The following is a 13,277-nucleotide window of genomic DNA, read 5'->3' on the forward strand; positions in this document are numbered from 1 at the left end:
GAAGTCCGGCAATGTTATTGAGTGGCGTTACATTCGCAGCTATTTAGGGATCTGCCTGATCACGGCAGGGGCGAGTCCTGACCAGATGGGGGTTTGAATATTTGCGCTGTCTAAGCCATCTGCCGCCCAAGTGTTGCAGGTTCGCAAGATCGAATAGTGCCCGGTGGCTTCATAAAATCCACTCGTGTCGATCGCATCTTGAATGCGAATCGGCTGTCCTTGATCGGTTTGCTGAAACGACGCTTTGATAAAGGCGACTAGTTGCAAATAATCTTTTTGGCTGACTCCCACACATTTCAGTTCAACGTTTGGTTCGTGGGGCAATTCTGCATCACCTTCGACATACAAAGCGGTGGGGTTTCCGGGCATGAATAAGCTTCTGAGAACATTGGAAATTTTCATCTCTGACCAGCTTGGCGTATTCATATAAAAGTCACGATCGCCCCATCCAAATTTGAGATATCGATAGCGCTGTTGAGCATCTCGCCCGATCTGATCAATTGAGAGAAACTGGCTCCAATCAAAGGCTTGATTCTGCACTGGGAGAATCAAGTTAACGTGCATCGCGTCGCCTGCAACATAAACTTTAAACGGTTGATTTTGACAACTTTGTGAAGAAGTTCCCCATTTCCGAGGGGTGACGTAGCCAATTCCAAGCAAAGTTGTGGTGATCAGCATGGGTGCGACAAAATATCGCCAGGTTCGCCTAAAAAGAATAGAATGTCGTTTGGATTGATTCATTACAAGTGAGTCAAATGCCATTACCCTATCCGCACGATCGCACTGCATATCCTCATTTCTAGAAAAACTTCATACTCTAAAGGTTGATCAACCAAAGTAAAATTTAGAAACACAGCCGCAAAAGGATTGATCGATGGCGAAAAAACCTGCCCCAACTGAGAAAAGAATTGTGCTACCGGGAGTCAGTTGGCAGCAGTTTGAAACCTTGTTAGACGAGTTGGGGCAAAATCGCACGGCTCGACTCACCTACGATCGGGGCAAACTCGAAATGATGACTCCGCTTGAAGAACACGAGCGCTGTAGTCGTCTGATTGAGTCCCTAATGCTCGTCGTTGCCGATGAAATGGAGGTGCAGGTTAACTCGATCGGGTCAGTTTTGCTAAAACGCGCCGATTTAGGCTGTGTGGCTCAACCCGATTCGTCTTATTACCTGACTGAGAAAATCCGACTCCCGAATCGAGCAGAACTCGACTTGAATCAAACTCCGCCGCCTGATATCGCACTTGAAGTGGCGATTACCAAGAGTTCTTTTAACAAGTTTGCGATTTATGCGGCGTTGGGGCTGCCCGAAGTTTGGCAATATTGGACGACGATCGGCGATAACGTCCTTAAAGGCAACTTGCTGATCTATCAATTGCAAAACGGGCAATATGTTGAGTGTCTGACCAGTCCTACATTTCCGTTTCTGCCTGCAAAACGAGTTTTAGAGTTTTTGGATCAGAGCGATAAGATCGGGTTAGCACAGGCGCTGACCGTCTTTCGGAGTTGGATTCAGGAGCAGCGATCGCTCAATACTTGATGGATCTTTTTAATTTTTATGAACCGCAAGGGCAAGAAGTGCCGATCGTGGCAAATCTTCCCCACAGTGGAATGTTTGTTCCAAGCGCGATCGCTGCCCAATTTACGCCAGAGCATTTGCAAGCTTTACCCAACACAGATTGGCATCTCGATCAACTTTACGCATCGCTGCCCAGGTTTGGGATCACAGTTCTGCAAGCGACTCATAGCCGATATGTGGTCGATTTAAATCGTCAGATCAAAGAATCTGTTTTTGGTGACTTTTGGACAGCCGTTATTCCTGAGAAAACGGCATTTGGACAACCCATTTATCAAACGACTCCCAGTGAGCCAGAAATCGCGGCACGAGTTCGAGACTTTTATCTGCCTTATCACGATCGATTAGCGGCGATTGTGCAAGAAAAGCTCGATCGCTTTGGCAAAGTTTATCTTTTAGATCTCCACAGCTTTTTAGGGCTGATCGCCGATCAAGTGTGTTTAGGGAATCGAAATGGGCAAACGTCCTCAGAGTTTTTGATCTCGATCGTCGAGCAAAGTTTTCTCCAAGCAGGCTATCAGACTGTTAGAAATAAAGTCTTTACTGGAGGCTACATCACAGGACATTACGGTCAACTACCAGGCGTTGAAGCGCTGCAAATTGAAGTTCGATATCCCGTCTATTTAGATGAGACACAACTTGAAAAACCGCAGCCTCCTGATTGGAATGTTCCTCAATTTGAGAGTGCGAAGAAAAAATTTGATGGGATTTTTGGCTCAATTGCTCACGCGCTCAAATAAGCTTAACGTGAATTCGATGAAGCTTTTCGCTACGGTTGTAGATCCGGGCTGCCCCCTAAATCCCCCAAAATTGGGGGACTTTGAACCTAAATTCTGGGCTTGAAGTCCCCCAGAATTGGGGGATTTAGGGGGCTGAAGCCCTGAAGAACGAAGCGAAAGAACTCATCGAACTGACGTTAAGCTTACGCAAACCTCCGAGGTTTTGGTCAGATAAGTAGTCGAGCAATGCAACCCGATCGTCAGAGAGATTCCTGCTGCAACCTAAAGTCAAACAAGATTACCGATAGAATGAAATCTTGTCTCGATCGTACAGGATTCTATGTCAGTCATTGCCTCCGCTCCTTTTTCGGCTAAAGAGATTGCTGCTGAAGGCATCAAGCCCGAAGAGTATGAAGATATTGTGCAACGGCTAGGTCGTCACCCCAATAAAGCCGAACTGGGAATGTTTGGCGTAATGTGGTCAGAACACTGCTGCTATAAAAACTCTCGTCCGTTGCTCAAGCAGTTTCCCACCGAAGGCGAAAGAATTCTCGTCGGGCCGGGTGAAAATGCCGGGGTCATCGACTTAGGAGACGGATTGCAGCTTGCCTTTAAAATTGAGTCACATAATCACCCCTCAGCCGTCGAACCCTTTCAAGGCGCTGCCACAGGCGTTGGCGGAATTCTGCGAGACATTTTTACGATGGGGGCACGTCCGATCGCGTTGCTCAACTCCCTCCGCTTTGGCTCTCTAGACGATGCCAAAACGCGCCGCATCTTCACAGGCGTGGTGGCTGGCATTTCACACTATGGCAACTGTGTCGGCGTTCCCACGGTGGGCGGCGAGGTTTATTTTGACCCCGCTTACTCTGGCAATCCCTTAGTCAATGTGATGGCACTAGGGTTGATGGAGACGACAGAAATCGTCAAATCAGGGGCAAAAGGCATTGGCAATCCGGTTTTATATGTCGGCTCAACTACGGGACGCGATGGCATGGGCGGAGCCAGTTTTGCCAGTGCCGAGTTGAGTGATCAATCAATGGACGATCGTCCGGCTGTGCAAGTCGGCGATCCCTTTCTAGAAAAATCTTTAATTGAAGCGTGTCTAGAAGCGTTTAAAACGGGCGCAGTGGTCGCCGCTCAAGACATGGGCGCGGCGGGGCTAACCTGTTCAACGTCTGAGATGGCAGCAAAAGGAGGCGTGGGCATTGAGTTGGATTTAGATCTAATTCCAGCGCGAGAAACGGGCATGGTGCCCTATGAATATCTGCTCTCTGAGTCTCAAGAACGAATGCTGTTTGTGGCCCACAAAGGACGCGAACAAGAACTAATCGACATTTTTAAACGCTGGGAACTTCAGGCAGTGGTCGCGGGGACGGTGATTGAAGAATCGATCGTCAGAATTCTCTTCAAAGGTGAAATTGCCGCCGAAATTCCAGCAACGGCACTATCCGACAACACGCCGATTTATCACCACGAGCTACTGGCAGAGCCGCCAGAGTATGCGCGTCAAGCCTGGGAATGGAGCAGCGATCGCTTACCTACCTGCAATGAAAAAGGCATCGAACTCGAAAGCGGATTTCTCACCTGGAATCAAGCGCTGTTGAAATTGCTCGATGCCCCCCCGATCGCTTCTAAACGCTGGGTCTATCGTCAATATGACCATCAAGTCCAAAACAACACCGTGCTGCTGCCGGGTGGAGGCGATGCCGCCGTAGTGCGAGTTCGTCCGCTTGCGAATGCGTCGTCTTCGGCGTTTGTGGCTGATCCGTCGTTGCTCAACAAAGGCGTTGCTGCCACGGTTGATTGCAATGCCCGCTATGTCTATCTTCACCCTTATGAAGGAGCCAAAGCCGCTGTTGCCGAAGCCGCTCGTAATTTAAGCTGCGTGGGTGCAGACCCGATCGCCGTCACCGACAATCTCAACTTTGGTAGCCCCGAAAACCCGATCGGCTATTGGCAACTCGCCGAAGCCTGTCGGGGTCTCGCCGAAGCCTGCACCGAGTTTGCAACGCCCGTCACAGGCGGAAATGTCTCTCTTTATAATGAGACGCTAGATAGTGATGGCAAACCTGCCCCCATTTATCCAACTCCCGTTGTGGGAATGGTCGGGTTAATTCCCGATCTTAATCGCATCGCAGGTCAGGGTTGGCAAGCTGAAGGAGACGTGATTTATCTGCTCGGATTGGGGATAGATACCGTTTCTGAATCGGTAACTCTGGGCGCATCCGAATATCTGGCAACTCTGCACGGCACGATCGCCGGAAAACCTCCACAAATCGACTTTAGTTTAGAACGCAACGTGCAAACTGCGTGTCGAGACGGCATTCGTCAAGGGTGGATCAAATCGGCTCATGACTGTGCTGAAGGCGGATTTGGAATTGCTCTTGCCGAGTCGTGTCTCAGCAGTCAGCAGGGCGCAGAAATTACCTTCGACGCGCATCCGGCTCGGTGGGATCAGTTGCTGTTTGCAGAAGGCGGCGCACGCATTATTGTCTCGGTTGGGCGAGAGCAGCAAGCTGACTGGGAAGCCTATCTGCAAAAGCATCTTAATGAAGATTGGCAAAAAATTGGTCAAGTTGCGGGTCGATCGCTGCGAATCTCAACCAGCAACCATCTCTGGTTAATTGACGCTACGATCGCAGAGATGCAAGCCGCCTGGCAAAACGCGATCGAGCGACGGTTAGAGAGTTGATTCATACAACTGTAGGAATATAATCTCGCTCTTTTTGAATAGAGATCGAATCAGATCTGTGAGATTATTAAGAGGATATTAAGATAAGTTAAGCCTCCCATTCATCAAGTTGCCCCTCTCCACGTCACAAAATCCTTAGAAAGCTCTGAGCTAAACCTATGATGCCTGATGACACTTTGTCCGATTCGCTTGAGCAGTTTGATGGATGGGTAGATCCACTCATGTCTGCCGACAAACCAGAAGAAGCCTGCGGAGTTTTTGGGGTTTATGCACCCGGAGAGCAAGTCGCCAATCTCGCCTATTTTGGGCTGTATGCACTCCAGCATCGTGGACAAGAGTCAGCAGGCATTGCCACTTTTGAGGATGGCACCGTTCACCTGCATAAAGAAATGGGGTTAGTGTCTCAGGTCTTTAACGAAACAATTCTCAGTGAGCTGACTGGAAATCTGGCGATCGGGCACACTCGCTATTCGACCACTGGGTCTAGCCGCGCTGTCAATGCTCAACCCGCCGTAGTGCCAACTCGCTTAGGCAAAATAGCGCTGGCTCACAATGGCAACTTGGTCAACACCCAAACGCTGCGAGAAGAACTCTTAGAGCAGAATCATAATTTTCTCACCACTACCGATTCAGAAGCGATCGCTTGGGCAATCGCCGAAGCCGTCAACGCTGGAAGCCCTTGGGTAGAGGCGGCCACTCACGCCTTTAAGCGCTGTCAAGGAGCATTTAGTTTAGTGATCGGCACCCCGGATGGCATGATTGGCACTCGTGACCCTAACGGCATCCGCCCACTCGTCATTGGCACCCTTCCGCAAGAGTCGCCCGACGACGCACCTCGCTACGTTCTTGCGTCTGAAACCTGCGGCTTAGACATCATCGGAGCCGATTATTTACGCGAAGTTGCCCCTGGCGAACTGGTGTGGATCACCGATGCTGGGTTAGCGTCGAGTCGATGGGCAGAGCAGTCACAGCGCAAACTCTGCATCTTTGAAATGATTTATTTTGCGCGTCCTGATAGCGTCGTGCATGACGAAAGTTTATATAGCTATCGGCTGCGAATTGGTCGCCAACTGGCGATAGAGTCCGCGATCGATGCCGACATTGTAATCGCCGTGCCTGATTCAGGTGTGCCTGCCGCGATCGGGTTTTCCCAAGCGTCGGGCATTCCTTATGCAGAAGGCTTGATCAAAAACCGCTATGTGGGTCGCACCTTTATTCAACCGACTCAGATCATGCGCGACGCGGGCATCAAAATGAAGCTGAATCCGCTTAAAGACGTGCTGGCAGGAAAGCGGGTTGTGATTGTCGATGACTCGATCGTGCGAGGCACCACCAGCCGCAAAATTGTCAAAGCTCTGCGCGACGCGGGCGCGATCGAGGTTCACATGAGAATCTCATCGCCCCCGGTGACTCATCCTTGCTTTTATGGCATCGACACCGACAGCCAAGATCATTTGATTGCCGCCACCAAACCAGTAGCAGAAATTGCCCAGCAAATTGGAGTCGATTCGCTGCAATATCTCAGCTTAGAAGGGATGTTAACCGCCACTCGTGAAGACACCAATGAGTTTTGCTCTGCCTGCTTTACGGGTGATTATCCGATCGCGGTGCCTGCACCATTGAAGCGATCCAAGTTAATGCTAGAGAAAGCGGCAACGAGCTAGGCTAACTGAAGCTTAAAGCAACGTGAATTCGATGAAGCTCTTCACTGCGGTTGAAAATCCGGGTTGCCCCCTAAATCCCCCAATTCTGAGGGACTCTAAACCCAGAATTTAGGTTCAAAGTCCCAATTCTGGGGGATTTAGGGGGCTGAAGCGCTAAATAACGAAGTGAGAGAACTCAGCGAACTGATCTCAACTCATCTTCTGATAGACTTCCTCGGCAACTCTTTTGAGTCGTTTGAGTTGGGCTGTCATGTCGCTCTGCGTCCACTCAGATGCAAAGGTGTTGAACCCATACCGCACGATCGGGTTGGGAATCTCAAACTCAAAGCGATTTAACAACCGAGTGCCTTTGCCTTCAGGGGTACACTCCCAACGATCGCGCCCCTTAAAAAATCCTTGAAACTCCCACACTACTAAGCCCGGTTCGCGCTCTGCAACCACACTTCTCAGCGCGGGTTGTAAAAGCGGGACTTGGATCACAAAGCGGCTGAGGCTGCCCACCTCAGTAGACCATTTCCCGATCGGCTCACAGCGCAAAGCTGGATTGAGCCAACGGTGCATCAGACTTTGCTCGGTAAAACAGCGCTCTACGATCGTGGCGCTTGCATTGATTTGGATAGATTGCTCAAAAATCTGGGGCGACATTTTAACTTGTAATCACTGAGATTCAAGGGTTGAACCGTTTACTACATCAAAGATATATCTCTAGACCGAGGTTTTGAAGTATGGCTAGATGGCATTCTGCCTGTCATCTACTGTTTTGATTACTCCAATCAGCGAATAAACCCTCTTTACTAATCAGCAGTCATGCAGAAAGTTATCGAGGTCTTCATGATAATTCATCAAAACTTAAAAATAGTATTTCTAAAGTCTTTTCTCTTTGGAGAGATGCCTGTACCCTAATAATGCATCAGTATTTTAACGCTTCTCACAAGATTTTCTCGCACTCTAAGTAGGAACTCGTAAGCTGAGTTGTATAAAAACAGACTGCTTTCTAGCCTAGTTCCAAATGGCTACTCTTCTCACAGTAGCCGTTGCACGTTTTGATCGACTGAAAAAGAGATTAACTAGATAACCATGAATCAAGTTTGGCAAAGTTTTAGTGAGCCAGTTGGGGTGCAAATACTCAGCCCACTGATTGTATTGGCACAAACCCCCGTCGCCAACCCAGCCCCGATCAATGTTTTTCAAGGAATCGATCCCAATAATCTAACCAATATCGTGTTGCGGCTACTGGGCGCACTGGCGATTTTACTGATTGGCTGGTTAATTGCGGGTCTGGTTTCGGGGGCTGTTCGGAGTCTGCTTAAGCGCACAGATGTCGATAACCGTTTAGCGGGGATGACTGCGAGTGGACACGCTCAGTCAGACCTGAAGGTAGAGAGTTTAGTTGGCGCGTTCGTCTTTTGGGTCATTATGATCCTGGCGGTGGTGGCAGCCTTAAACACACTCAACCTGGCAACCGTCTCGACATCGCTTAACACGTTCCTCGATCAAATCTTTAGGTTTTTGCCGCGTCTTGGTTCTGCTGCGGTGTTGCTTGCGATCGCTTGGATCGTTGCAACCGTGGTGAGAGCGCTCGTGATTCGCACGGCTCAATCATTTTCACTCGATGAACGGTTATCCGAGCATTCTCCTACCGATCCCCTGTCTCCTAGCCCGTTTTTGCTGAGTGAGGCGTTCGGTAATGCGCTGTACTGGTTTGTCTTCCTGTTCTTCCTGCCGCTGATTTTGGGTGTGCTCGATTTGCAGGGACCGCTTCAGCCTGTGCAAAATCTGCTAGATCAAATCTTGGCGGCTTTGCCCAAAATCTTTACGGCGGTGTTGATTGTGGCGATCGCCTACGTGCTAGGCAAAGTGGTTGCTGGCTTGGTGACGAGTCTGCTAACGAGCATTGGGTTCAACAATGTGTTTCAGTGGCTGGGCTTGCCCGACCCGACGACTCGTGTGCCCTATAGCTCAGAGTTTCAGACAGGCGAAGTGTTAAACGAGCCAATAAGCCCCAAGCCGACGATTCGCACACCTTCTGAGATTGCAGGGGTTGTGGTTCTGGTGGGTATCTTGCTGGTGGCAACGGTTGCGGCGATCGATGTGCTGCAATTTGAAGCGCTGAAACTAATCGCGGCGCAATTGCTGATCGTCTTTAGTCGGATTTTGGTCGGGTTGCTGGTGTTTGCGGTGGGCTTATATTTTGCGAATCTCGCCTACAACTTGATCAACAGTTCTGGAAGTCGTCAGGCAAATCTGCTGGGTCAAGCGGCGCGAGTCTCGATTATTGCGCTTGTGGCGGCGATGGCGCTTCAGCAAATGGGCATCGCCCCAGATATTGTTAACCTGGCGTTTGGGTTGCTGTTGGGCGCGATCGCGGTGGCGATCGCTCTCTCTTTCGGGTTGGGTGGTCGCGATGTGGCGGCTGAACAATTGCGCGAGTGGCTGAAAGAGTTCAAGCGCTAAACTTTTTTGAGTTCTCAATCGATCGGGTGCGTTGCTAAGGGTGACGCACCTTTTTTGTGATCAGAGCGGTGCCTTAAGATCACATCAGTTCGACGAGTTTTTTCGCTTCACTTCAAATTGAAGCTCAGAGCTTGGGTGATGGAGCAAAAAGCCCGACAACTAAACCAAAACCCGTGTTCATCGATCGCTCTTTTCTTGCCCTCACCCTGAACTCTCCCTATGCCAGCCACACCCGCAAGCCTCCAGGAATTTGTCCAATACTGCCAGCAGCATCTTAAAGGCGAGTCGCAAAACTTTTTGGATGCAGTTGCAGTGTCCTAGCTATGTGATGCTGTGCAACTTCGACGAGTTTTGGATCTATGACTTTCGCAAGCAGTCTGAAGAACCGATCGAGAAGATTTCGTTAACGTCAGTTCGGGTTAATCATTGCCTGCCTAGCGATTGAACCTGGTCTCCTGTGCAGCCTGCGATAGTTTGATCGTCCAATGCCGAGCGTCTCGCCCCCTAAATCCCCCATGATGGGGGACTTGGAATGGGCACAATTTCTTGAACGCTGTCGATCTTTCTGCTTCAAAGTCCCCCAAGTTTGGGGGATTTAGGGGGCGAAGGGAACTGAAACGGAGCAGTAACTTATCCCGAACTCAGGTTCGTTAGCACGGCTGCCCGATCAAGTCGGGGCATTCACGTTCATGAATGCAGAGTTGGAGTGAAACTGCCCTGCCAATTCGGGGGGAATCGGAGTTCAAAGTCCCCCAGAATTGGGGAATTTAGGGGGCTGAAGCCCTGAAGAACGAAGCGAAAGAACTCATCGAACTGACGTTTTTCTTTAAGATGCGAGGGCTGCACTACCAGATTCAATAGCCACGAGAAAAATTTAGTGCGGACGATCGAGATATCGCTCAAGCTCAAAAAAATTAAGCAGTGACTCTAGCGGCGTGGTTTCAGCCGTGGGCGTAATCGCTACGATCGCTTCAACCGTCGTCGGAGTCAAATATCGAAACACGTCACGAGTCAGCGTTGAACGCACATCTTCTGGCAGCCCTTCAACTTCAGACTCAAATCTTGCAGCCCGACTTTTGGCAAAGTTTACCTGAAACCGACACCGCTTAAGTAAGCGCCGTTGAATGTTCTGATAGAGCGGCTCATCTGATTTTAAGTGATAAATGGCTCCGTCTAAAAGCAGCGGAATTACGTCTAGGTTCTCTTCTAAAAATAAAAGACTTCCTTCTTGGTTATAAACGTCTATGCCATCGATTCCTAACGCGTTAATATCCGCTAGGGCCAGAATGCGGGCCACGATCGAGACAGGCGGCTTGAAGTCATATAGATCGGACTGATAAATCGCTTGCTCGATCGGGTCATAGGTGCAAATCGTGGCTCCGATCGCTTCTTGAATCATCGCAATATCGTGATCGGTCACAATTGCCAGACTATTAGAGTCATGTTGCCGCAGTTGTTGATTTAACGTGTGAATATAATCTAGCAGCCGATCAATGGTTGCCCGCTCACTCACGCCCGGTTCTCGCCGCCGAGACGCATGTGTGTCAGGTTGGTCAACAAATATCTGCACCATATCATGAGCAGCGATGCACAAATCAAGCAGCAACTCGATCCGAGAAAGCTCAAAAGATTGCCCCTGTCGCGATAGCATCTCTAAAAATGGGTAGACCGTTTGAAAGATCTGGGTAGCTCGCCGCTTAACATTCTCTAGATGGTCGCGCGTGTGATAATAAAGCTGCTTTTGAATCACTTCTCGATCGAATTCTTGCAACGCAAACGCCTTAACGTGATCAATGCTCTCATCAATGCTTTGAGGAATCTTTAATAAATGATCTGAAAAATAAGCGGACGATCGTGAAGAGTCTTGATTCATGAACGCACATTCTGCTCGTTGCAGGCGAGAAATGCTGCTGTCAGGCTTGCCATCTCTGATTGTCTATTGAGGGATGGGGAAGATGGTCTACCTTGAGATAGAGTTAACTTCAGCATCTTTAGACAGAACGCTTGACAACCATTTTTAAGTGACTTGGCGGCGCGATCGTCAGCCCTCGGCGCACAGGTTTAATCGGTTGGTGACTCGCTAACTCTAGATCAGACTGCAAAAGCAGCGTGACTAAAACCAGCTTCATTTCAAACAGCGCAAAAGCTGCCCCGATGCAGCGACGATCGCCGCCCCCAAACGGCAAATATTCATAGGGCGAAAACTGCCGCTCTAAAAATCGTTCGGGTCTAAACTGCTTGGGGTTTGGGTAGACTTCAGAGCGCTGATGCGCCAGATAGATCGATGGCAACAAAATGGTTCCGGGTTCTAACGAATAGCCGAGCAAATCCATCGGCTGCTTGACGACGCGAGGAAAGGCATTAATTGCGATCGGATAGAGCCGCAGCGTTTCTTGACAGATTGCACTCAAATAAGGCAATCGGGCGATCGTCATGGGGTCAGCATCGGGGCTGAGGCTGTCTAATTCTGCTTTTAATTTGCTGCGAACTTCTGGCAATTTAGCGATCCAATAAAGTGCCCAGGCAAGAGCAGATGCTGTGGTTTCATGACCCGCAAACAGCAGCGTCATCAACTCATCTCGCAGTTCGGCATCACTCATGGGCTGTCCGGCTTCGTCTCGCGCTGCTAGGAGCAATGCCAAAATGTCAGTGCGATCGGAGTCAGGGTGAGCGCGACGATCGTCAATCTCGTCTGACAGCAATTGTTTAATCTGCTGTTTTTGGCGCAAAAATCGTCCCCACGGACTCTGGGCACCCCAATCTTTTTGCAAAAACCGATAATAGAGCAGCATAAAACCTGCTGTCGATCCAAATGCCTCCAGCATGTTGACTAACACGTGTCGGAGTTGCTCATAGCGTTGCCCTTCGTGTAACCCAAACACCGTGCTGAGAATTACCCGCAGTGAGATCTCCTGCATTGCAGGACGAACTACAAACGGTTGATTTAGAACCCATCGGCGGCTGATCTGTTGGGTAATTTCACAAATCAACGACCCGTAAGACCGCATCCGATCGCCATGAAACGGAGGCATCAAAAGCTGACGCTGACGCTGATGGCGTTTTCCGTCAAGCAAAATTAGAGCATTCTCGCCCAGCAGTGGCTCTAAAAGTTGATTGCCTTCTGCCGAGCTAACTTGATCAGTCTTAGCCGTAAAAATTGCTTCTAACGCTTCAGGGCTGCTGAAGTAGAGGAACGGTGGCATCTGTTGCCCTAATGCTCGAAAGGTGTCGCCATAGCCGCGAGCGCGAGCCTCTAAAGTTTCTAGGGGGCGAAAGATCCATTGCAGGGTTTGCAGCCAGGGTGGAGTTTTGGGGCCGTCGGGTAATTCCATCGGTTTCAAGACCGCTAACGCTCAAGTCTACTCCCCGATCATCAGCCATTCTTCGCGTTGCTGCAAGGTCTGAAATGTAAAATGATCCAAAGATTGAGGCGATCGTCAAACAAGCCCAGGCTCTTTCCCCTCTTCATACCTGTAAGTTGATCTGGCGAGAGCCGTCTTAATCGAAGTCAAATTTCTATAGCAGAGTCGGTAAACCTACGATCGTGCCTGCAACACCGCTCCAGATACAGAAACGTTTAACATCAGACTCAGCCAATGCTGTGCCCATTTGCTCTAGCGATATCAAGAGCCAGATAAGCACCGTCAGGCAAAACAAAACATATTGCAGAACAGACATCAAGAGTGCCTCCAATTTGTTGTACGAAACGTGAATCAACCTAGCCTTTAAATCACGCTGTCCGCAAGTCTGCCTCGTTGAGAAATAACATCGTTTCTGCACCCACTCTGCCAAAGTCAGGTTCTAGCCCCAACGCCATTTCAATGAGATAAGTCCAGTTTCCAGATTCAGGTTTATAGCTTTTTACAATTCCTTCTCCACCCACAAAGCTAACCAATTGTGCATGACGAAACTTAGGCAACTTAGACACTCCAATACAGATTGCAGTCATGAGAAAATTCCTTCAATCAGGTTCAATTTTTTCTACTTTAGCGGCTTTCTACTAAAGTAGAAAGCCGCTAAATTTTTTTGTATCTTTCTGAATAGAGAAGTTAAACATTTTCTACAACTTTTGAATGTTTTAGTTGAATTTGTATAACTTATACGCAACTAAAACATTGACTCAAACATGATCTTTAACAGTCATACTTTATAATCATTTCTGTCGAATA

General features: G+C 49.1%; 12 protein-coding genes. 6 read left to right on the forward strand and 6 right to left on the reverse strand.

Features of this window, described 5'->3' with window-relative positions:
* Positions 1–39: 39 nt before the first annotated feature.
* Positions 40–741: a TIGR02117 family protein gene (locus tag BRW63_RS09335; protein ID WP_073070627.1), complete on the reverse strand. Its 702-nt coding sequence runs from the start codon at positions 739–741 to the stop codon at positions 40–42.
* 133 nt (positions 742–874) lie between these two features.
* On the opposite strand from BRW63_RS09335, the gene BRW63_RS09340 reads away from it, so the two are divergent.
* The 4 genes from BRW63_RS09340 (at position 875) to purF (ending at position 6,654) form a co-directional block, all read left to right on the forward strand.
* Complete coding sequence (locus tag BRW63_RS09340; RefSeq protein WP_083582794.1) at positions 875–1,540, forward strand: Uma2 family endonuclease; 666 nt, start codon at positions 875–877, stop codon at positions 1,538–1,540.
* Positions 1,507–2,316, forward strand: a complete 810-nt coding sequence (locus BRW63_RS09345) for an N-formylglutamate amidohydrolase (RefSeq protein WP_223257336.1) — start codon at positions 1,507–1,509, stop codon at positions 2,314–2,316. Before BRW63_RS09340 ends, BRW63_RS09345 begins: the two co-directional genes overlap by 34 nt.
* A gap of 319 nt (positions 2,317–2,635) precedes the next feature.
* Positions 2,636–4,990: a phosphoribosylformylglycinamidine synthase subunit PurL gene (purL, locus tag BRW63_RS09350; protein ID WP_073070629.1), complete on the forward strand. Its 2,355-nt coding sequence runs from the start codon at positions 2,636–2,638 to the stop codon at positions 4,988–4,990.
* A gap of 158 nt (positions 4,991–5,148) precedes the next feature.
* Positions 5,149–6,654: an amidophosphoribosyltransferase gene (gene purF / locus BRW63_RS09355; protein WP_073070630.1), complete on the forward strand. Its 1,506-nt coding sequence runs from the start codon at positions 5,149–5,151 to the stop codon at positions 6,652–6,654.
* Positions 6,655–6,843: 189 nt separating this feature from the next.
* On the opposite strand, the gene BRW63_RS09360 is transcribed toward purF, so the two are convergent.
* Positions 6,844–7,299, reverse strand: coding sequence for an SRPBCC family protein (locus BRW63_RS09360; RefSeq protein ID WP_073070631.1), 456 nt, complete (start codon positions 7,297–7,299; stop codon positions 6,844–6,846).
* Between the two features lie 432 nt (positions 7,300–7,731).
* On the opposite strand from BRW63_RS09360, the gene BRW63_RS09365 reads away from it, so the two are divergent.
* Together BRW63_RS09365 and BRW63_RS27625 are read left to right on the forward strand one after the other, a co-directional pair.
* On the forward strand, positions 7,732–9,108 hold the full coding sequence (locus tag BRW63_RS09365) for a mechanosensitive ion channel (protein ID WP_073070632.1): 1,377 nt from the start codon (positions 7,732–7,734) through the stop codon (positions 9,106–9,108).
* 250 nt (positions 9,109–9,358) lie between these two features.
* Complete coding sequence (locus BRW63_RS27625) at positions 9,359–9,553, forward strand: hypothetical protein (protein WP_143162031.1); 195 nt, start codon at positions 9,359–9,361, stop codon at positions 9,551–9,553.
* Between the two features lie 429 nt (positions 9,554–9,982).
* Here BRW63_RS27625 and BRW63_RS09370 read toward each other — a convergent pair whose 3' ends face one another.
* The 4 genes from BRW63_RS09370 to BRW63_RS09380 all read right to left on the reverse strand — a co-directional run bounded on the left by BRW63_RS09370 (position 9,983) and on the right by BRW63_RS09380 (position 13,057).
* A complete protein-coding gene (locus tag BRW63_RS09370; RefSeq protein WP_073070633.1) occupies positions 9,983–10,981 on the reverse strand; it encodes a hypothetical protein in 999 nt (332 codons plus the stop codon).
* 118 nt (positions 10,982–11,099) lie between these two features.
* Entirely contained in the window at positions 11,100–12,440 is a 1,341-nt protein-coding gene (locus BRW63_RS09375) for a cytochrome P450 (RefSeq protein ID WP_073070634.1), read from the reverse strand.
* Positions 12,441–12,624: 184 nt separating this feature from the next.
* Positions 12,625–12,786: a hypothetical protein gene (locus tag BRW63_RS28235; RefSeq protein WP_181314339.1), complete on the reverse strand. Its 162-nt coding sequence runs from the start codon at positions 12,784–12,786 to the stop codon at positions 12,625–12,627.
* A gap of 52 nt (positions 12,787–12,838) precedes the next feature.
* Positions 12,839–13,057, reverse strand: coding sequence for a hypothetical protein (locus tag BRW63_RS09380; protein ID WP_073070635.1), 219 nt, complete (start codon positions 13,055–13,057; stop codon positions 12,839–12,841).
* Positions 13,058–13,277 lie beyond the last annotated feature (220 nt).

It is taken from the genome of Phormidesmis priestleyi ULC007 (genome assembly GCF_001895925.1).
Taxonomy (GTDB): Bacteria; Cyanobacteriota; Cyanobacteriia; order Leptolyngbyales; family Leptolyngbyaceae; genus Phormidesmis_A; species Phormidesmis_A priestleyi_A.

Bases quoted from the DNA above. Each gene is read 5' to 3' on its own strand.
- BRW63_RS09335 (WP_073070627.1), bottom strand. From the start codon at position 741: ATGAATCAATCCAAACGACATTCTATTCTTTTTAGGCGAACCTGGCGA.
- BRW63_RS09340 (WP_083582794.1), top strand. From the start codon at position 875: ATGGCGAAAAAACCTGCCCCAACTGAGAAAAGAATTGTGCTACCGGGA.
- purL (WP_073070629.1), top strand. From the start codon at position 2,636: ATGTCAGTCATTGCCTCCGCTCCTTTTTCGGCTAAAGAGATTGCTGCT.
- purF (WP_073070630.1), top strand. From the start codon at position 5,149: ATGATGCCTGATGACACTTTGTCCGATTCGCTTGAGCAGTTTGATGGA.
- BRW63_RS09360 (WP_073070631.1), bottom strand. From the start codon at position 7,299: ATGTCGCCCCAGATTTTTGAGCAATCTATCCAAATCAATGCAAGCGCC.
- BRW63_RS09365 (WP_073070632.1), top strand. From the start codon at position 7,732: ATGAATCAAGTTTGGCAAAGTTTTAGTGAGCCAGTTGGGGTGCAAATA.
- BRW63_RS09370 (WP_073070633.1), bottom strand. From the start codon at position 10,981: ATGAATCAAGACTCTTCACGATCGTCCGCTTATTTTTCAGATCATTTA.
- BRW63_RS09375 (WP_073070634.1), bottom strand. From the start codon at position 12,440: ATGGAATTACCCGACGGCCCCAAAACTCCACCCTGGCTGCAAACCCTG.
- BRW63_RS28235 (WP_181314339.1), bottom strand. From the start codon at position 12,786: ATGTCTGTTCTGCAATATGTTTTGTTTTGCCTGACGGTGCTTATCTGG.
- BRW63_RS09380 (WP_073070635.1), bottom strand. From the start codon at position 13,057: ATGACTGCAATCTGTATTGGAGTGTCTAAGTTGCCTAAGTTTCGTCAT.